Annotated in this window: 20 protein-coding genes; 9 read left to right on the top strand and 11 right to left on the bottom strand. The window is 63.3% G+C overall.

All coding sequences use genetic code 11. The features are described 5' to 3' along the window. Positions 1–12: 12 nt before the first annotated feature. A complete protein-coding gene (locus tag ACFFGN_RS25525; protein ID WP_380052276.1) occupies positions 13–330 on the bottom strand; it encodes a DUF6112 family protein in 318 nt (105 codons plus the stop codon). A 220-nt stretch (positions 331–550) separates the two neighbouring features. Between ACFFGN_RS25525 and ACFFGN_RS25520 the strand changes: the two genes are divergently transcribed. Both ACFFGN_RS25520 and ACFFGN_RS25515 read left to right on the top strand, forming a co-directional pair. Further along, complete coding sequence (locus ACFFGN_RS25520; protein ID WP_380052274.1) at positions 551–1234, top strand: DUF8453 domain-containing protein; 684 nt, start codon at positions 551–553, stop codon at positions 1232–1234. Positions 1235–1506: 272 nt separating this feature from the next. Next, complete coding sequence (locus ACFFGN_RS25515; RefSeq protein WP_380052271.1) at positions 1507–3123, top strand: hypothetical protein; 1617 nt, start codon at positions 1507–1509, stop codon at positions 3121–3123. Between the two features lie 16 nt (positions 3124–3139). Here ACFFGN_RS25515 and ACFFGN_RS25510 read toward each other — a convergent pair whose 3' ends face one another. The 4 genes from ACFFGN_RS25510 to ACFFGN_RS25495 form a co-directional block, all read right to left on the bottom strand. Beyond that, complete coding sequence (locus ACFFGN_RS25510; protein WP_380052268.1) at positions 3140–4078, bottom strand: CHAP domain-containing protein; 939 nt, start codon at positions 4076–4078, stop codon at positions 3140–3142. Continuing rightward, entirely contained in the window at positions 4075–4722 is a 648-nt protein-coding gene (locus ACFFGN_RS25505; protein WP_380052265.1) for a hypothetical protein, read from the bottom strand. The genes ACFFGN_RS25510 and ACFFGN_RS25505 overlap by 4 nt, the downstream gene beginning before the upstream one ends. 193 nt (positions 4723–4915) lie before the next feature. Next, a complete protein-coding gene (locus ACFFGN_RS25500) occupies positions 4916–5998 on the bottom strand; it encodes a toprim domain-containing protein (RefSeq protein ID WP_380052262.1) in 1083 nt (360 codons plus the stop codon). A 2-nt stretch (positions 5999–6000) separates the two neighbouring features. Further along, positions 6001–6801: a hypothetical protein gene (locus ACFFGN_RS25495; protein WP_380052259.1), complete on the bottom strand. Its 801-nt coding sequence runs from the start codon at positions 6799–6801 to the stop codon at positions 6001–6003. Between the two features lie 283 nt (positions 6802–7084). On the opposite strand from ACFFGN_RS25495, the gene ACFFGN_RS25490 reads away from it, so the two are divergent. Further along, a complete protein-coding gene (locus ACFFGN_RS25490) occupies positions 7085–7561 on the top strand; it encodes a PPC domain-containing DNA-binding protein (protein WP_380052256.1) in 477 nt (158 codons plus the stop codon). Between the two features lie 50 nt (positions 7562–7611). Here the strand turns inward: ACFFGN_RS25490 and ACFFGN_RS25485 are convergent, their stop codons facing one another. Next, complete coding sequence (locus tag ACFFGN_RS25485) at positions 7612–8976, bottom strand: hypothetical protein (protein WP_380052253.1); 1365 nt, start codon at positions 8974–8976, stop codon at positions 7612–7614. A gap of 299 nt (positions 8977–9275) precedes the next feature. Between ACFFGN_RS25485 and ACFFGN_RS25480 the strand changes: the two genes are divergently transcribed. Together ACFFGN_RS25480 and ACFFGN_RS25475 are read left to right on the top strand one after the other, a co-directional pair. Next, positions 9276–10016: a helix-turn-helix domain-containing protein gene (locus ACFFGN_RS25480; protein ID WP_380052250.1), complete on the top strand. Its 741-nt coding sequence runs from the start codon at positions 9276–9278 to the stop codon at positions 10014–10016. Next, on the top strand, positions 10016–10492 hold the full coding sequence (locus ACFFGN_RS25475) for an NUDIX domain-containing protein (RefSeq protein WP_380052247.1): 477 nt from the start codon (positions 10016–10018) through the stop codon (positions 10490–10492). The genes ACFFGN_RS25480 and ACFFGN_RS25475 overlap by 1 nt, the downstream gene beginning before the upstream one ends. Here ACFFGN_RS25475 and ACFFGN_RS25470 read toward each other — a convergent pair. After that, the gene (locus ACFFGN_RS25470) at positions 10433–11035 is read right to left on the bottom strand and encodes an HD domain-containing protein (RefSeq protein ID WP_380052244.1); all 603 of its coding nucleotides are present in this window, start codon (positions 11033–11035) and stop codon (positions 10433–10435) included. The two genes, ACFFGN_RS25475 and ACFFGN_RS25470, sit on opposite strands and share 60 nt — an antisense overlap. An 82-nt stretch (positions 11036–11117) precedes the next feature. Further along, entirely contained in the window at positions 11118–11849 is a 732-nt protein-coding gene (locus ACFFGN_RS25465; RefSeq protein ID WP_380052234.1) for a helix-turn-helix domain-containing protein, read from the bottom strand. A gap of 403 nt (positions 11850–12252) precedes the next feature. On the opposite strand from ACFFGN_RS25465, the gene ACFFGN_RS25460 reads away from it, so the two are divergent. Continuing rightward, entirely contained in the window at positions 12253–13179 is a 927-nt protein-coding gene (locus ACFFGN_RS25460) for a M78 family metallopeptidase domain-containing protein (RefSeq protein ID WP_380052231.1), read from the top strand. 180 nt (positions 13180–13359) lie between these two features. On the opposite strand, the gene ACFFGN_RS25455 is transcribed toward ACFFGN_RS25460, so the two are convergent. Beyond that, positions 13360–13593 (bottom strand): hypothetical protein, encoded by a 234-nt coding sequence (locus tag ACFFGN_RS25455; RefSeq protein WP_380052228.1) that lies wholly within the window; start codon positions 13591–13593, stop codon positions 13360–13362. 564 nt (positions 13594–14157) lie between these two features. On the opposite strand from ACFFGN_RS25455, the gene ACFFGN_RS25450 reads away from it, so the two are divergent. The 3 genes from ACFFGN_RS25450 to ACFFGN_RS25440 all read left to right on the top strand — a co-directional run bounded on the left by ACFFGN_RS25450 (position 14158) and on the right by ACFFGN_RS25440 (position 15370). Continuing rightward, the gene (locus ACFFGN_RS25450) at positions 14158–14334 is read left to right on the top strand and encodes a hypothetical protein (protein WP_380052225.1); all 177 of its coding nucleotides are present in this window, start codon (positions 14158–14160) and stop codon (positions 14332–14334) included. A gap of 229 nt (positions 14335–14563) precedes the next feature. Further along, positions 14564–14809 carry a hypothetical protein gene (locus ACFFGN_RS25445; RefSeq protein WP_380052222.1) on the top strand — a complete coding sequence of 82 codons (246 nt, stop codon included), beginning with the start codon at positions 14564–14566 and terminating at the stop codon, positions 14807–14809. 153 nt (positions 14810–14962) lie between these two features. Continuing rightward, positions 14963–15370: an ANTAR domain-containing protein gene (locus ACFFGN_RS25440; protein WP_380052219.1), complete on the top strand. Its 408-nt coding sequence runs from the start codon at positions 14963–14965 to the stop codon at positions 15368–15370. 10 nt (positions 15371–15380) lie between these two features. Here the strand turns inward: ACFFGN_RS25440 and ACFFGN_RS25435 are convergent, their stop codons facing one another. Next, positions 15381–15722, bottom strand: coding sequence for a DUF4396 domain-containing protein (locus ACFFGN_RS25435; RefSeq protein ID WP_380052312.1), 342 nt, complete (start codon positions 15720–15722; stop codon positions 15381–15383). 136 nt (positions 15723–15858) lie between these two features. Continuing rightward, positions 15859–16639, bottom strand: a 781-nt coding sequence (locus ACFFGN_RS25430; protein WP_380052216.1) for a hypothetical protein, incomplete at its 5' end; no start/stop codon positions are given.

The raw sequence follows: 16639 nt of genomic DNA, 5'->3' as shown, positions 1-16639 counted from the left end.
CCTCCAGCCGGCTCAGTTGATCTGAATGCCGCTGGCGAACCGGATGATCGCGTTCGCGGACCCAATCACGATGGCCGCTCCACCAGCGATCAGGCAGCCAATCTTGCCCTTCCCCGCGTAATGCGTGTTGCCGCTGAAGGACCCCAGCGCCCAAGCCGCAGCCGAGATCACCAAGGCCCCAACACAGATCACCAGGCTGAACGTCACCAGCGCGCCCGCCATCTGTTTCAGCGCGGAAAGCCCTGGTAATCCATTGCTATTGGGCGTGACTCCCGGATCCTGGATCAGAACGTACGACGAGCACCCGACAAGCCTTGTACTGATGCACATAGTGGACAGCCCTCCTAGAGCCTTTCGACTGGCCCTCCCTCAACGGTTCGCGACTCGCCGGCTTGCCACAGCGCCGCGCTTCCCGCATCGCCCGGCGGTGAGTCAGGCGGTCGGCGGTCTACTACAAGCAACCTCGGAGGGACACGACCAGCGTCTCGCTCACCCAACGCACGTCAGGACCGCACCCCCCGACCCCCTCCTGAAGTAGCGAGGCGCTCGAATGTATGTTCTAAAGAGGATTCCGAACGCAGCCGTCGATACGGCCGTCGATAGACAGGAGGTGCATATGGATCTCTCGTGGATTGCTGACTTCTTTCACTGGTGGACAACTGCCAGGGTTGGTGCCACAGCCGGAGGCGCCGGTGCCGCTGCAGCGGTTATCGGCGCGACCAGCGGGATGCGGACGCTGCGGAGGAGCCGAACCGACAGCCAAGCTCGGAGTCGGCCCATGGTTGCCGCGGAGCTTCGCCAACCGCCATACGTTCAAGGCTCGATGATGCTGGTTATCAAGAACTATGGTCCTAGCATTGCCAGGAATATCAGAGTGACCTTCGACCCGGAGATACCTGATCCTGACGATCCGAAGACAAGCATCGTACCGCCACTGAAGCGTCGTTATTCGAAACCCATTCCGGTCCTTACGCCCGGCATGGAACTGGACAACCTCTACTACGTAGGCGAGCCTGGCGCAGGCGGGAAGTTCGCCAACTCAGAAGGTACGCCGCTTCAGATCACCGTAAGGTTCGACTATGAGGGCGACGACGGCTCTGAGTACTCCGACACCTTCCCGCTCGATTGCGACCTTCTCAGTGCACGAACCTATATAGAATCCTCGAAATCGCCAGACTCTCAGCGAAAGCGAATGGTTGCCGCGTTGGAAACAATCGCGAAGAAGATCGAGTAGGGCGGCTTCGCAAGCAGGCAGGCAGGCCCCTGTCTAGCGCTCCAGGTACGTCCTCATCCCGCAACATCAGTGCCGAGTCGAACGCCCCAACGAGCGGATCTCTGCGAGGTTGATCACCTCTGGCTGGCCGCCCGGTACCCATCGACCTCACAGCGAGGACACGCAGCGCTGGCCAGGATCACTACCTCGGAACGCTGGACAGGCCCGGGACCGCTGCCAGCGGTTCCGGCGACGTCTTCGTCAGCCGCAATCGTATGGCTAGATTGCCTGACATGACCGAGGAAAAGTGGAGCCGAGTGGTCGACCTCGTAGGGCAGCGTTGCCTGACCTACCTCCTGGCCGCCGATGAGCATCAGGGCAAGACCTCGCTGACGTTCGAAGAATTGCTTCCGCAGCAACTCGCAGTGCTGGACGCACTGGACAGCATCCTGCCGATCGGCAATGAATTCGACCACGAGATTCTAAAAATGAGCGCCGTAGCCACGCGGCTCGGCTGCCCGGCGATGGCGAACGGTTCGTCGTGGGCAGTCACCCTGCGAGCGATGGCCGGAGCCTATTTTGCAACCGTGACCTCCGCTGACTCACTGGCACTGCATCTATTGCGTCTACTACGCGACTGTTACGCGCTACTCCTCTTGCCCGGCGGGCATCCCATGATGGGCGCTCAGCTCGCCGCTTCCATATTCACCAATCCATCAAATAGAGAATTCGAAGCTGCAGTTCTACAGGATGACGATCTGAATAGACTCTTCCCTGATGTGAGCGAACACTCCGGGCACTCAGGCCCATACATGAGCCCTGGCACCGGCGGCACAATTCAACTATGGGGCTTGAGCGAAAAGCTCATCAATGCTGCTTGGTGCCTCGCGCGGCTGGATACCGAATATCCGTCTGAAGAGGCAACCGCGGAGAGACTCGTCGGCGTTCTCCGCGATTTCCGCAAGATTGCGCTGGGCAAGACGGTGAAGGTGCCTGTTCGGGTTGGACTCACCGGCGTGCAGCTACCAGATACATCAATTGTCGTCGATTTCACCGATTCCCTCTTACGGAGCGTCGACGAGCGAGATGGTTGGCTCACTAGCCACCTAGGCATCGGTGGCAAGCTCTCTGGCGAAACGCCAGAGGGCGACTCAATCCAGATTGACTACGCAGGCGATGTTGTCCTCGAGACCACGATGGACTTCAAGATTCACCGCCAGTCATTCAAAGACGAATGGCCAATGGACCTGCGGGCAATGCAAATGAAACTCGATGAGAAGGTTGAGCTGCTACGCCTTGCACTAGCCCTAGCGACCGCTGAAAGCCCACTTTTGGTAGTCGTGAGCTGGCAGGCGACCTTCCACCCGTTCGAAACTAGCCCCAAAATGAGCTGGCGGGAGGCGCACCGGAACTCCAAGCTCGTCCCCCGTCGGCTGTCCGTCGACCAGGTCGACGGTTGGAGAACTCACGGCCACAAGGTTCTCTCCCTGCCAATGAAGAAGGTGGAAATAGCGGTTCGGCGAGCGCTCCTCGCACTTGGCGAGAGAAACATGTCCGAAGACATTCTCATCGATTCAGTGATGGTGTGGGAGAACCTTTTCGGATCCAAGCTGGAGACCGGATTGCGAGTTTGTGGATCGATGGCGTGGCTCCTCGGTACTGACGTCGCAAGCCGGAAGGCCTTGAGGAGAGAGCTGAGCGATCTGTATGAACTTCGAAGTCAAGTCGTGCACGGCTCCAGCGGCCTCAAGCCAGAGGAGCATGCGCAGGCCATCCGCGCCATGCAGTTGGCGTTGCAGGCGCTGAGAGCTGTCGCTATGGACCACCCCAGTCTGTTGCAGCTCAGCGATGGGGGATCTCGCAGTAGCCATATCTTGCTCGGAGGGATAGCGAACGAAGAGGATGCTTAATTGCCGACAACAGCATTCAGTTGCGATAGATCGGCGGTGACCATCCTTGATAGGTGGCGGCCCACGTGCCCTCAATAGTCTCCAGTTCGGCGAGGTAAACGCCGCCTTGGCCGGGGTGTTGGTCGTGGATGTCGTTGGAGACGATGTGGCCCTTGCCGATGTAGACGGCGACGTGGCCGTAGGGGCCGCCGGTGTCCCAGAAGAGGAGGGCGCCGGCGGGTGGGTTTCGGTCGCCGGGGTGGGCTTGGCCGATGGCTTGCATGTGTTGCCATTGGGTGGCGGCGGAGTAGTAGCCGGAGCGCGGGCGGCCCCAGATGTTGGCGGCCAGGCGGGCACAGAGTTGGTAGTAGCCACGGGAGCCCACGAGCGCCCGTGCTCGCGCGATTGCCTGATCCGCGCCAGGCAAGGCACGGTCGGACGTAGGTAGCCACCTGTCCGAGCAGCCGCCAGCAGTTAGGTCCGTCGTTGAGACGATGCCGCGAGCCAGGTCGTGGTTGCGGCGGTAGTTCGAGCCGTCGCTGAAGGCTGAGCGTTGGACGGCCTGGGCCGCCTGCCACGGAGGCATGGCCTGCCAACCGGCGACCGTCGTGAGGGCATCGAAGAAGAGCCCTGCCGCGCCGGCAGGGCTCATCCTTGTGGCGAGTGGACCCAAGCCGTCGCGCTGCTGGAACAGGCCGCGCGAGTCGGGACCGGCCGCGTCGCCGTACTCGAGGTTGCGAAGTGAGGACTCGGTCAACGCGGTCATCACTCCGATGACCGCGCCGGCCTCGCCCATCCCCCGCCGCGTCGCCACCCCGACGATCACGGCCGCGTTGCTGCGCTGCTCGGCGTCCAGCGGCCCGCTCAGCTTCACATCAGCGCACACCGATGACGGCAGCGTCGCAATCGCAACGGGCGATAACAGCGCCCCGACCAGGCCGAGGCCGACGAGCGAGATCGCCAGGACGCGAATCATCCCGGGCGCTCCGCCGATGCTGACCAGAAGCCGCACTTCGGCACGCAGACCACCGAGACAGTCGCCTCCCGCCTAGCTGGGTATTCGCGCCCCTCAGCGGCGGTCACGACATCTCCAGTAACCCAGAATCCGTTCCAGCCCAGCGGTGCCCGCTGATCGCGCCGAAGCGCAGCAAGCTCCGGCGTGACCACAGCTCGCACCGACCTCACCCTTGCGCGGCCACCACGGCGAACGGTCTCCTCCCACTGCGGCCACAGCGGCAACATGCTGCGAGCGACCTCTCCCGATGCGGGTGGAGCCAACGGCGCAGCAAAAGCGCTCACGGCCTCCCGCCACTCCGCCCAGGTGTGCAGGGTGGTGTCGTAGGTCCAGATCGCCCGGGCGAAGGCCTCCGCCGCGCGCCGGGGATCAGCGGTATCGGGCACGATCCAGGCCTCGGGCGGCGGATGTCCGGGGGTGATTCGCCCACCGCCGAGCCGGCGCTCTTCGGGGGTGACGGTGCCGCTAGGTGTCGGCCGTGGACCGTCGGACGGTTGCTGCGAGGCCTTCCTGATACTCGCGACGACGATGGCGATCAGGAGCAGGGCGACTACGACGCCCGTGACAATCGGGACGACTAGGCTGGAGCGGGAACCGTGCTTCACCGGCGACCCTCCAACCGGCGCAGCAGCGACGCACACACCTGAGGGTGCAGAATCCGCGTCGCGGCGAGCATCCGAAGTGTGACTCGAGCTTGGAACCGGTAGTACCTGAGCAGCCAGTTCATCTGGCCTCGTGATTTGGTCATGCCGCATCAACGGCTGGCGTGCCGTCGGCTTGCACTTAACCGAGCGGCGGCTAAATCAGCGGCGGATCGCAAGGCGGCACCGCGCCAGTGGCCGACCCGCCCTGCCGACGAGAGTGGTCCCTGGACACTGTCGCTGAGACCGCCTCGGCAAGCTCCAGGGTCACGAGGTCGTGATCGAGGGACAAGGTCCTGGTCAGTCTCGCCACCTCGTAGGCGATTTGACCTCTCGGCAGCCCAGCCACGATGGGTGCCACCGCCCGTACGGCATTGATCTTGCCGCTGATGTGATCCAGGACCTTCGCCCACCGCCTGAGTTCGTCATCGATCAGGAGACTGGCCAGCGGGCGACACCAGTTGAGTACTCCGGTCAGCACTTCGTCGCCTCGCTCCGCCGCATATAACGACGACGGATCCTGGCCTCGCGGCGTCTCGGTCGCCCGCACCTCTGCAAACCGCGAGAGTAGGAGCGGAAAGGCCCGCCTGTTCGCCGCCCGCCCACCGACATCCCCATCGAACGCGGTCATAGCCATCTCCGACGAGGACACTTCCCGCACGGCATCAAGGTGCCGCGGCGTGAGCGTCGTACCGCAAAGTCCGAGGCCGGCCCAGCGTTGTGGCCCGTCGTGCACGAGCGACCCGATGGCCAGTACGTCGCTAGGCCCTTCGACAAAGACCGGGATAGCGCCAGCCTGCAGGGCATCCCGCTGCTCGGAGAGTCCGTAGAGCAGTTCACTCTTCCGGAAGACCGTGGTGGCTCTGGTGTTCACGTACTTCGGCAGAGCCGTATGCGCTCGTCCTACGAAGCCCAACGTCCGCGCGCCCAGATCCCGAATCGGGAACATCAGCCTGTCCCTGAAGCGGTCGATCAGGTATCCGCGTTGGGTCGGTACCGCCAGCCCCGCAGCCAGAATGTCCTCATCAGTGAACCGATGGTGGCGGAGGTGGTCGATCAGCGCGGACCACGAGTCGGGCGCGTACCCGATGTGCCACTCCTGGCCGGTCTGGGTCAGGCGGTCCAAGCGCCTCTCTGCCAGGTAGTCCTGCGACCACGCCGATGTACGAAACACCGCTAGGTAGAAACGAAGTGCTTCCTCGTTCGCCTCGATCAGACGCTCGCTCGCATCCTCCGCCATGGTTAGGCCGTCCGTTGCAGGGAGGGGGACAGGTTGCCGGGAGCCGTCCGGGCAACGGCCTTGCCCGTACGGCCCGCCCGGAACCCGGGATCGCGGCCCGCAGCGGCCTTAACCCAACGGCGTACGACCGCGTCGGCGAATACCACCGCAGGCGGCTCCCCCATGGCGAGTCGATATAGCGCCGACCGGTGGATCGCGCCTCCACGGAGGAGCCAAGCCATCCCATCGGCTTGACTGCGATCAACTCCACATCCGGTCAGCCGCGCGGCGATCGCGGCCCGCTCGAACCGCGGTCCGTCCGTGGCCACCAGCAACAGCCGACGGGCCGAGGCAAGAGGCAGGCCCTCACGGCAAAGTTCTTGGGCGATCCGGTCGAGGTTGTCTCCCAACGGCTCCACCAATGGGGTGCCCGAACGTTCGGGCAGGACCGCGACCACGGTGTGACGGTGGCGCCGCAGGGCCTCCGCGCGTACGGCGTCCGCGACTCGCCAACGGACCAGGTTCGCCAGGTATCCCCAGCTCACTCCGCGGCTCGGGGGCTTCGCAGCCAGTTCGCGCGACGCCGCCCACGCCAGGACACGAGCCAGTTGCTCGGCTTCATCGCGACCGAGCCCGGATCGCAACCGGCTCGGCAGGGGCCGGACCACGTGGTGCTCGATGGCCTCCGCGAGTTCATTCGCCGCAGTACCCAGCCATTCCCCCGCGGCCGCGGACCGGATCAACTGCCCGAGGTCACTTTGCGGCCGGTCGCTGTCGGACAACGCTGAACGCAATCCGGCCGCGTGTTCTCCCCACCTATTCATCGCTCTCTCCACCTCTACAGCTGCCGATTTCTGCCAGGAGGTGGAAGTGCTGCAATCAAACTCTTGTCACAAGTTCTCCCACCCGTTGATCAATCCGACCGCTGGTTGGGTGGAGAAAGAACCTGGATATGCCAATTCAGGAGTCCTGGATCAGGTCCTTGATTTCCCTCCGGAAGGCAGTCGCGGCGCGGAGAGGAGTCATTCGGCCGCAGGTTGCGATGGCGATCCGAGAGGTTGTTGAGCTAGCTTTGCCACAACTACTCAGCCCAGAAAGGTTGAAATTTTGCGCGCTACCGAGACGACCATCGGCAGGACGTTTTGCGTCCACTTCGACCATGGCGACGACTTCTACACGGCGCTTGCCGACTTCTGCCGCGAACACAACGTCCGGCAAGGCTACATCCCGATGTTCATAGCCGGAATGCGTGACGCTCAACTAGTCGGCACCTGCGAGAGGCTCGAAGACCCGAACGCCCCCGTCTGGTCTCAGGTTCACCTCAAGAACATTGAAGCGATCGGTGGCGGAACCCTTGCCTACGACGAGGCCACTGACACAGTTCTTCCCCACATTCATGTGTCAGTCGGGTTAAAGGCACAATCTGCCACCGCGCACACCAGTCATCTACTCGGCGCGAAGATTCAATTCCTCACTGAGATGTACGTCGTCGAGGTCGTCGGACCAGCCATGACACGGGTCCGTCAGCCCAACCTCTACGACGTCCCTCTACTTACCTTCGGCGAACCCTCGACGCCCGAATGACCTACTCCTTCAACGATCACCAGCGTCCTCGACTTTCATTAACGTCGGCATCAAAGATTCTTGCCTGGTTCGCGTCCACCGAGTTGAGCGGTGAAGTGAAGTGCCCTGGTGAGGCCCTCGGTGGAGAGAAGCCGGCTACGGGGACGTGCGAGACCATCTACTCCAGCCGAGGCCACCTCACAGCAGCGCGCCACGAGCCACCCCCATGGAATCTCCAGGTAGGCAGCCATCGCTTGTAGGCGGCCGACCGGGGTGGGGTGCTCGATGATCGAGTCGGCCGCCGTGTGATCAGCGATCTCGCGGTAGGTGGCCCACCGAGAAGGCGGTGCGCCGGCGTCGACGTACCAGATGCTCGGAGCGCGGAGCCAGTTTGCGACGATCACGTCATCGGCGAGAACGAAGCCCTCGATCTCGCCGAAGTGAGCGTCAGCGGTGACCTGCGTTTCGATGTTGAAGGCCTCCATCAAGGCTAGTGCGAGAAGTAGCAGGATCCGCTCGTACTTAGGCGAACTGCGGACTTCGTGCTCCGGGATGCAGAAGGCGCGCCGCGCATCGGCGTACCTACTGGCGGTATTGCGGAGGTACTCGAGTTTGTGGGCCCACAGGAGCCATGAAGCCGCTTCTTCACCACGCTGTTCACGAGTCCAGAACAAGGGCTCGCCCGTAAGGCGGGCCAGATGTCGCGTGATGTGACCCGCACAGAAGTACGAACCAAGCCAGTGCCTGGAGAGGTCGCCGAGCATCGGAGCCTCGCTGAGCGTTGCAGATGATGTCGACGTCTCGGAGTAATGAGCTAGCGATCGCTGGTACGAGTCCAACGCGGCGTCATCAGCGAGGACGGCCGCGTCGGTGTTACTGACGGCCCAGATGATGCCGATGGTGAGGTCGTCTAGGCGGTAGGCATCGGGAATCGGCGGCGGCGCCGACTCCCGAACAGACGTCGCGGCATACTCGCGACCGTCGGCGACGAGCACGCCTCCCCCGGGATTGTGAGCCAGCACCGCCGTCCGGCGATCGGCGCGGGCCAGCCTCGCCAATGCGTGACGCGATGACTGAATCCCATCGCGAGCATCCTGAGGTACCAGCGCAGCAGCAAGCCCGGCACCCGGGAACTTTCGGCCGGCAGGCACCGCGACACACAGCGAAGGATCGTCGACCAGCGTCGCGGAACCTCGGGCAAGACTCACCATGTCCAGACAGAGCTCCGGGTCGATTCCAGGTGGCGGGTCGACCGAGCGCTTGAGCCTCCGGTTCTCGAAGCCGAGCGCCTCAGGGTCCGGCGCACCGAGAACAGCGCACAAGGCGGCCCGGGCCTGCGCATCCGGCCACGTGTACCAACCTCGCTCCCAGTCGGAGATCGACTTCGGGCCGATAGCACCAAGGCGACCGGTCGCGCGGAGAATCTCGGCATTCACCAACTCCGCCAGGCGCGCCTGTGACAGGTCACCTCGCGCTCGGCGAAGCCTCAGGTTGGGCCTGCGGTCAGTCTCAGGGCACATCGCACCCGCCTACATGAAGCACGGGCGCCGCACCGACCTCCTCCGTGTCTATCTTGATCCCGAAGCGGTATCTGGCTCGCCTCGTCATGGCATGTCCTTCCCCAGTTTCCCCAGAGAGTGCACGACGGAGGCGGGACGCGGAAATGACGTGGCCGAATGTCTTCTGGACGTCCCGGTTCAACGGAAGACGTCCCAAGATGTCATAGGTTATGTCCATGGCCAACGAGCGACTACGCGCTGCGATTCTCGAGAACGGGCTGACGGCCATCAGGCTCGCAGCCGACCTCGGAGTCGACGTCAAGACGGTCGAGCGTTGGGTCAATGGCCGGATGCCATACCGGCGTCACAGGTATGCGTTGTCGAGCAAGCTGGGTGTCGACGAGGGCTACCTGTGGCCCGACGCACTCGCCCGCGATCAGGTCATTGCGGCGTCGGAAAGCGAACTGGTCGCGGTCTATCCCCATCGTTCAGAGGTTCCTCGGGACGTCTGGCGGCGCCTCTTTGAGAGCGCCAATGAGGAGATCGGCGTTCTCGTGTACGCGGGTCTGTTTCTTGCGGAAGATGCTGGGCTACTGAAGGTCTTCCGCAAGAAGGCGGAGGCGGGTAGTCGCGTCCGGATCCTGCTCGGCGATCAGAACCATCGATACATCGCGGAGCGAGGCGAACAAGAGGGGCTCGGTGACGCTCTTGCGGCCAAGATCCGCAATGCGCTCGTCTTGTATCAGCCGTTGCGTAACGTCGACGGCATCGAGTTTCGTGCGCACCGCACGGTCCTCTACAACTCGCTCTATCGCGCTGACGACCAGATCATGATCAACACCCATGTCTATGGCGTCGGCGCGTCGCAGGCTCCAGTGTGGCATCTGCGGAAACTTGCCGGCGGGGAGTTCGCCAGCATCTATCTGGACAGCTTCGAGCGCGTGTGGGACGACGCCGAACCGATACCGGAGGACTGATGCCGAAACGGATCGACTACTACGACGACCCAACAGCGCCGCCTGCGAACAGCATGGTGCCGTCCGTCAACGTGGTCGTAGAGAACGAGGCCAGCGAGATCTTGATGATCCGCCGCTCCGATAACGGCAACTGGGCCGTGCCCGGCGGCGCCATCGACCTCGGCGAATCGATGTCCCAGGCTGGTGTCCGCGAAACGCTGGAAGAGACCGGGATCGTCTGCGAGATCACCGGTGTGGTCGGCATCTACACCGACCCAAAACACATCATCTTCTACACGAGCAACGGCGAGGCCAGGCAAGAGTTCTCGATCTTGCTCACGGGTCGCCAGCGGGATGGTCATCCAACTCCCAGCGACGAGAGCACCGACGTGTCCTGGATCGCTACCTCCAGACTGGCTGACCTACCGATGGATCGGTCAATGCGGCGACGGATTGACCACTATCTCGAGCGACCCTCCAACCCGTACTTTGACTGAGCTTGCAGCCAGCCGCGCCTCGACGCGGTAGACAGATCTCAGCAACGTCGGCGCTGAACGGGTAATCGACTGATGGACCACATGATCCGGTGAGTACCGAATGAAGATCTCCGCCAGCCTAGAGTCCACCGTGGTCTTGGCCCCGTCGACGCTGGCGGTCAGATCGCAGTACGTAACCGCATCCAAGAGATTCATCGGCGGGGTCGGGAACTCCTCCACGACCGCAGCCATTCCTCGCTCTTCCGCTTCCACACTGGCGCCGGTGTGATGAGCCACGAGTTGGCAGACCAAGGGCGAAGCACCCAGGGCATCGCGTAGGTACCGCGCACCATCAACTGGATGGAATGCCGTCGACGCGACGCTTGAGGCGTAGCCGATGTCGTGTAGCCAGGCCGCGGTCTCGACGACTTCAGCGTCGTCCCCGAGGATCTGAGCCAGTGAGCGCGCATTTCGCGCTACTCGCTTTGTGTGTGCCCAGCGTCGCGGCAGCTCCGATTTCAGCAGGCTGCGGGCGATGTGGCGAGCATCGTTCGCTTTGATCACATACCTGACGCTACGACGTTCACGTCAGGACGGCACAGGACTCCTGCAGACATCTCAGGACGTCTTCACGATGGGTTGGAGGTCATTCGGAGAACGGGACTGCACCGTCCCAGATGCGGCGAAAGCCAGACATGTAGGTGTCGAACAGCTCTCCGTTGCCTGCTTTCTGAACGTGATAGACCGGTGAGCGAGCGGCCGGAAACCCGTAGACGTGCTGATTGACGAGCACGTGGTCATCGGCTCGATAGAGAGAGTGTGGAAGTACGGTGCTGTGAAGGCGCAGCTCGGCGTGGCCATCCCTGACCATCGGCTTGAGGCGCTCGACCGAAGCTCCAATGTTTGCCGCGACAGGCGCATCTTTGCCTTCGGCCGCGGCAATGCCGTCGCGGTCTGTCCGTTCGCCATCAGCCAGCGCGATCATCACTCTGACTCCCGAAACGCTCCGCTCCCTCAGGACGTCCAGCACTTCTTGCTGCTGGACAAGGAAGCCCGCACTGTAAGCGAGGATGTTGACTTCGTACTGCGCTCGGCCGAGGAACGAGGCCCACGCGTCTTCGGGAACTCCACTCCGATATGGATAGATCGCCACTACGCCGGCGGGCTTTGACGTCGAAGCTGTCGACCCCTCAACCTCTGGCCAAATAGTGCCCTCGTCGAGGCCGAGCAGGCTCGCCACTTCGCCGCGCCGCCGTGGGTAGGGGAGGCGCCCTTCCAGCCACCGCCGCACAGTCCGTGGATTCACCCCGAGCCGAGCCGCCAGGTCGCGCTCAGTGAATCGCGCTTCGACCAGTGCGCGCCGGAGCGTCTCGTTCACCCGATCTCCCGCCCTGAACTTCCAAGAAGTCCCTAGTCGTCCTCGCGAGATTAACACAAGGCGTCCCTAGACGTCCCTAGGTTAGGTGGCCGTCAACCGATTCAGTGAGGCGATCGAGCCGGCGCGTCAGACAGGGTCGCTATCCCCTTGTTAGGCCGCATTCGTTCTAGCCGTTGAGTGCTCATGGAGACCCCAGAGAAGCGCGGGCAGAGCGAAAGCCCCGCGCCCACCAGAGATTCCAGATCGATTGCTCGGCCAGTGACGCCCAGGACAGATGGTCAGAGGTGTTCGATCGGCTATCGCGCCGCTCGAACTGTCGAGAGGCCCTCACCGGCGCCGCCCTCGAACAACCGCCGGAACCGCACCCACTCTGACGTTGCGCGGCAACAGATGGAGCGTGGCGATGCCGACCGATGACGGAGTTGCACGCGCCGAAGCGCTCAAGCAGCAAGTCCGCGAGCAGTTGCGCAGCCTGAACTCAGGCGACCAGTGGCGTGGTTGGCTCGATGCCGCAGTCGCCTTCCCGAAGCAAGAATTTGAGAACCTGGTGCTGATCGCGACCCAACGCCCTGACGCGACACGCATTGCTAGCGCCGGCGAGTGGCATGAACTGGGCAGGCACATTGACGTGGATGAGAAGGCCATCCAACTCCTGTCGAATACGCAGGCCAGCTCCAGCGAGCAGCACGACGACCGCTCAGCGCTCAAGGTCATCGAGTACTGGGATGTATCCCAGACCTTCGGCCAGCCGCTGCCGGTCACCCTGGACGGTCGCCGTGCAGGTCCGGTTCCTGACGGCCTCTGGAGCAGGCTTTCGTCCATCGCCCAAGGCCTGGGCTTCCACGCAGCAAGAGAGCGGCTCTCGCCACCGGACCTTGCCAGCGTTATCGACTACGACGAAAGCGTCGTCATTGTCAGCGAGGACTTCAACGATGCCGAGGCCGTCTCGATGCTGGCTCACGAGGTCGCCCATCTCGTAATGCACAGCTCTTACCTAGAGGGCGCCGCCAACAAGATCGAGAGTCAGGAACTGCTCGAAATCGAGGCTATGTCGGTGGAGTACCTGATCGTCAAACCGCACGGCATCCTCCGCGAGCCAGCCTTCGACCTCATCCCCGACTGGATCAGATCGATAGACCCGCGAGACGTCGAACAGAAGGTCCAGCAACTGGCTCAGCGCGTCTTTGCCGTGGCCAAACCGATCATGGAAGCGACCAGCACACCCATGCTTGCCGTCGGCAACCTCCTCACCCCTGCCCGCACAAGACACCTGATCGTGGCGCCGTCGAGCCCCAGCGACACCGAACCTCCAATCGATCGCGGCCCCTAACAAGCGTGTTCTCGGCTGGGGATGACGGCGATTCGCCACCTCCCCAGCCGCCGGGCGTGGCGAGTCTCGCATTCTTCGGGCTCGCCACTCGAAAGATCGATCAGGGCCTGATCGTGATGGATTGGCCCGTAAATGCCGCCGTCAGCCGGACACTAAATGGGGTTCGGCTGACAGCTTTGTTTACATGCGCAGAATGCGGGCGATCTGGGCTAGCACGTCGTCAGCCAATGGCTTCCACTTCTCCACGATTCTCAAGATGACGGGGTCGTCTGGCCGGTAGTGCTTCCATCCCGCGTACGGGTCGGTCTCAACCGCACCACTACCTGGGCGGACCTCCCGGTTCAGCCCGGTCTCGGTTTCCAGGCCCGTGGCTGTAACGGTGGTCGGGGTGGCGTCGGGGGGCTCAGTTCCCATCCTCGGTATGGCCTTGGTCGGTGGTGGTGTGCGTTTCGTCATGTACTTCTCACCTGCCTCTCGTGTTGAGCGCGAGTGCGCGCGTCGCGCTATTGTCGGTGGGGTGCCCCCTCGTGGACTGGGTCGTTGGCCCACTGGCATCAGGGCCTGCGGGAACCACCCGGTGCGTCGGTCACAGTAGAGGCCGAACGCGTCAGAGGCATGTTCTACTAAACCCTGGTCACACAGGAGCAACGGCCCGGACTTCGAGTCCGCCGGCGGAGTACGGAAACGGCCTGCTGCCTCACCGGCGGGAGTGAGCGAGATACAAGTCGGACGACCCCGTACGAACGCCAGAGCGGATACCTCCCATGTCGCCCGGCTGTACGGCGAGCTGGCCTAGCACGCCGAAAACGCGACCTCGGCCATGGCGCGACCATCGCCGGCGAGATGTACGCCGCACTGGCTGCACACGTCCGGTCGAGCACTCGATCCCCGCCATGTTGCCCAAGTCGGAGGCGATCCACGTCCACCTGGGCCAGGTGTCAGTGCTGCGGCCGGCCTGGAGGCCAGCAGCATCGGAGCGTGCGACCGCTGTCCCCGCGGCTGCTGTTCGGCCCGACACCCCAGACGGCCGAGGTGGCCGAGGTGGCCGAGGTGGCCGAGGTGGCCGAGGTGGCCGAGGTGGCCGAGGTGGCCGAGGTGGCCGAGGTGGCCGAGCAGTTTCCGACAGGAGAGCCGGTCAACCTTGCGTGCATCTGACCACCTGATCCGGCCGACCCGTCACAACGGCCACCCAGCAACAGCGACATGAGAAGGTCAGCAGCGCTGACTAGCTGTGGACGTGCCCCAAGGGTTGTGCAGCCGGAATCCCTCAGGCAGCGGCAGCTGGTCAGGTTGTGTGAGACGAAGGACCCCAGAGTAGTGACGATGGACAACCTGATTCCGCGCGACGAAGACCGGCAGCTTTGCCGCGCTTCGCCGCTATGACGTGCTCGATACCCCGCCCGATGACGCCTTCGACCGGATCAATGCCCTGGCTGCCCGGTATCTCCACGTCCCGATCTCGATCGTCAGTCAGGTCGACAGTGACCGGATCTGGCACAAGTCCCGCCACGGCCTGGAGTCCAGCGAGATTGACCGCGAACGAGGTCTGTGTGCCTCGGCCATTCTACAAGGCGAGCCGTGGGAGATCTCTGATGCCGCCGTGGACCGCGCACCCTTGTCAACACGTTGATGACTGGTTCGCTGGCTCTGCGGTTCTGGCCTGGGTATCCCGCTGGCTACTCACGACGGACACAATCTCGGCACCCTGTGCGTCATTGACACCGAACCCCGCTGGGCAACTATCGATCAGATCGCCACACTCGGCGACCTGGCTGATGTCGTGATGGATGAGCTGGAACTGCGCCTGTCAGCGCAGCGAGTGGTCGCCCTGGAAGAGCAAGCCCGCCAACACGCCGAGGCTGAGGCCGCGCACGCCCAGCGAGAAGCCGAGACGCTCCAGGTCGCCATTGACATCAACCGGGTGATCGGGCAGGCGCTGGGTCTGTTGATGGAACGCTACGAACTAGAGCCCGATCGCGCGTTCGACGTGCTGAGGCGCTACTCCCAAGACAGCAACCGCAAGCTCGACGTCGCCCACGAAATAGTCACCGCCCGCCATTTTCGCCCGACCGAACGGCCCCGCCACCAAACCCGCCCACTGGTAGGTCACGCGACTACCCTGGCACCGATCACGAGGTCCACTTGGCGGCTCTGGCCTGGCGGGCCACGGCCATGGTCGACGTCCCGCTAAGTGAGGTAACTCAGCGAGTGCTGTTGCTGTTTGCACCGGCGGCCGCATGGGCGTCGCGGGTTCCGCTGAGAGCGTGGCCGCGGCCTCGGGAGATCAGCCATGCGTTGACTGGCACGGTGACGATGAACGCCACTGCGAGCGCTATGGTCAGCGATCTCCAGAAGAGGAAGTCCGCCAGACCGGCGTCGCGCGCCTCGGGCACCGCCAAGATGATCGCCTTCTCGGTCTGCCCTCGCTCCTGCGGACGCAATTGCTTCGCCGCGGCAACAGGGGATGAGTCGCCCCGGCGTGCCAGGAAGTCCGTGACTGTCGCAAGATCCGCGGGGTGTCGATGTGGACCGGGATTGGCCATCACGCGGGTTGGTTGAGACAGGTCTTCTAGGTCCCATCGTATCCGTCAGCCACAGTACCAGCTTATCGACGCGCCAGTAGAGCCAGCGGCCGGCTGGGCGGGGATTCCCACCCAGCCGGCGATTTACTCGGTGAGATCAGAGAGTGCCACCACCGATTTCGACGATTGGTACCGAGCCGGGGTTGGTCAGGCTCATCGGGGTGTGCGGTGGCGGATAGAAGGTGCCTGCTGCGCGAGCATCCATGTCAGCTGCCCAGTTCCTCAGATCCTGTCCGAAGTTCTCTCGCCTTCTTTGCTGCTGACGGTCGTAGGCACCTTCGATAACGGTCCAGAGGATGAGGCCGACGTTCATTGCGTGACCTCCCCCGGGACCCGTCCGGTTAGTTTGGGTACGAGGCTTGATTTCCGCCTCTACCGGAGTTCCTGCAGGTGCTGGACCGATGAATTGGAAGCTCCCTGGCGCGTAATGGCCGGTAGTGATCCGGGCGGAGCCGTCACTCCCCATCAACACCCGGTATTCACCTCGGCGAACGTCGCCTCTGGTCGGGAAAATGTCGTAGGAATGGTAAACAATGGGCTGTCCTCCTGGTGTCATGGAAGGCAGCTTGGCTGTGCCGCCCCGGCCATCGTTCCGCCATGCCTCCTTGCGGTAAAGAGCTCTTCCATTGTGCGTCTTGGCGAAGTCTACGACCGCCTGAGCCCGCTGCCGGAAATCAATATCCGCGCTGAAAACCGTCTCGGCCCGCGGCTTGTTCGACCCCGCCACTGGGCCGACGGCAATAGGCTCCCGCTGTTCAGGGCCAGCGGCGATTGGCGTCCGGCGCGCAGGGCCTGCGACTACAGGTGTGCGTGTCTCCCGGCCGTCGGGGTCGGTGAGGTTGATGGGGTTGGCGTCGGTGTAGAGGTAGGTGGACAGG

The organism is Kribbella deserti (genome assembly GCF_042434725.1).
Lineage (GTDB): Bacteria > Actinomycetota > Actinomycetes > Propionibacteriales > Kribbellaceae > Kribbella > Kribbella deserti.
Note: the sequence above shows the minus strand (reverse complement) of the source record. Positions and strands in the feature narration are given on the sequence as shown.

What these genes read in the sequence shown, in the direction of transcription:
- ACFFGN_RS25435 (WP_380052312.1), bottom strand. Translation starts at nt 15,722, where the DNA reads ATGGCCAATCCCGGTCCACATCGACACCCCGCGGATCTTGCGACAGTC.
- ACFFGN_RS25460 (WP_380052231.1), top strand. Translation starts at nt 12,253, where the DNA reads ATGCCGACCGATGACGGAGTTGCACGCGCCGAAGCGCTCAAGCAGCAA.
- ACFFGN_RS25500 (WP_380052262.1), bottom strand. Translation starts at nt 5,998, where the DNA reads ATGGCGGAGGATGCGAGCGAGCGTCTGATCGAGGCGAACGAGGAAGCA.
- ACFFGN_RS25455 (WP_380052228.1), bottom strand. Translation starts at nt 13,593, where the DNA reads ATGGGAACTGAGCCCCCCGACGCCACCCCGACCACCGTTACAGCCACG.
- ACFFGN_RS25525 (WP_380052276.1), bottom strand. Translation starts at nt 330, where the DNA reads ATGTGCATCAGTACAAGGCTTGTCGGGTGCTCGTCGTACGTTCTGATC.
- ACFFGN_RS25510 (WP_380052268.1), bottom strand. Translation starts at nt 4,078, where the DNA reads ATGATTCGCGTCCTGGCGATCTCGCTCGTCGGCCTCGGCCTGGTCGGG.
- ACFFGN_RS25480 (WP_380052250.1), top strand. Translation starts at nt 9,276, where the DNA reads ATGGCCAACGAGCGACTACGCGCTGCGATTCTCGAGAACGGGCTGACG.
- ACFFGN_RS25495 (WP_380052259.1), bottom strand. Translation starts at nt 6,801, where the DNA reads ATGAATAGGTGGGGAGAACACGCGGCCGGATTGCGTTCAGCGTTGTCC.
- ACFFGN_RS25520 (WP_380052274.1), top strand. Translation starts at nt 551, where the DNA reads ATGTATGTTCTAAAGAGGATTCCGAACGCAGCCGTCGATACGGCCGTC.
- ACFFGN_RS25475 (WP_380052247.1), top strand. Translation starts at nt 10,016, where the DNA reads ATGCCGAAACGGATCGACTACTACGACGACCCAACAGCGCCGCCTGCG.
- ACFFGN_RS25440 (WP_380052219.1), top strand. Translation starts at nt 14,963, where the DNA reads ATGGATGAGCTGGAACTGCGCCTGTCAGCGCAGCGAGTGGTCGCCCTG.
- ACFFGN_RS25515 (WP_380052271.1), top strand. Translation starts at nt 1,507, where the DNA reads ATGACCGAGGAAAAGTGGAGCCGAGTGGTCGACCTCGTAGGGCAGCGT.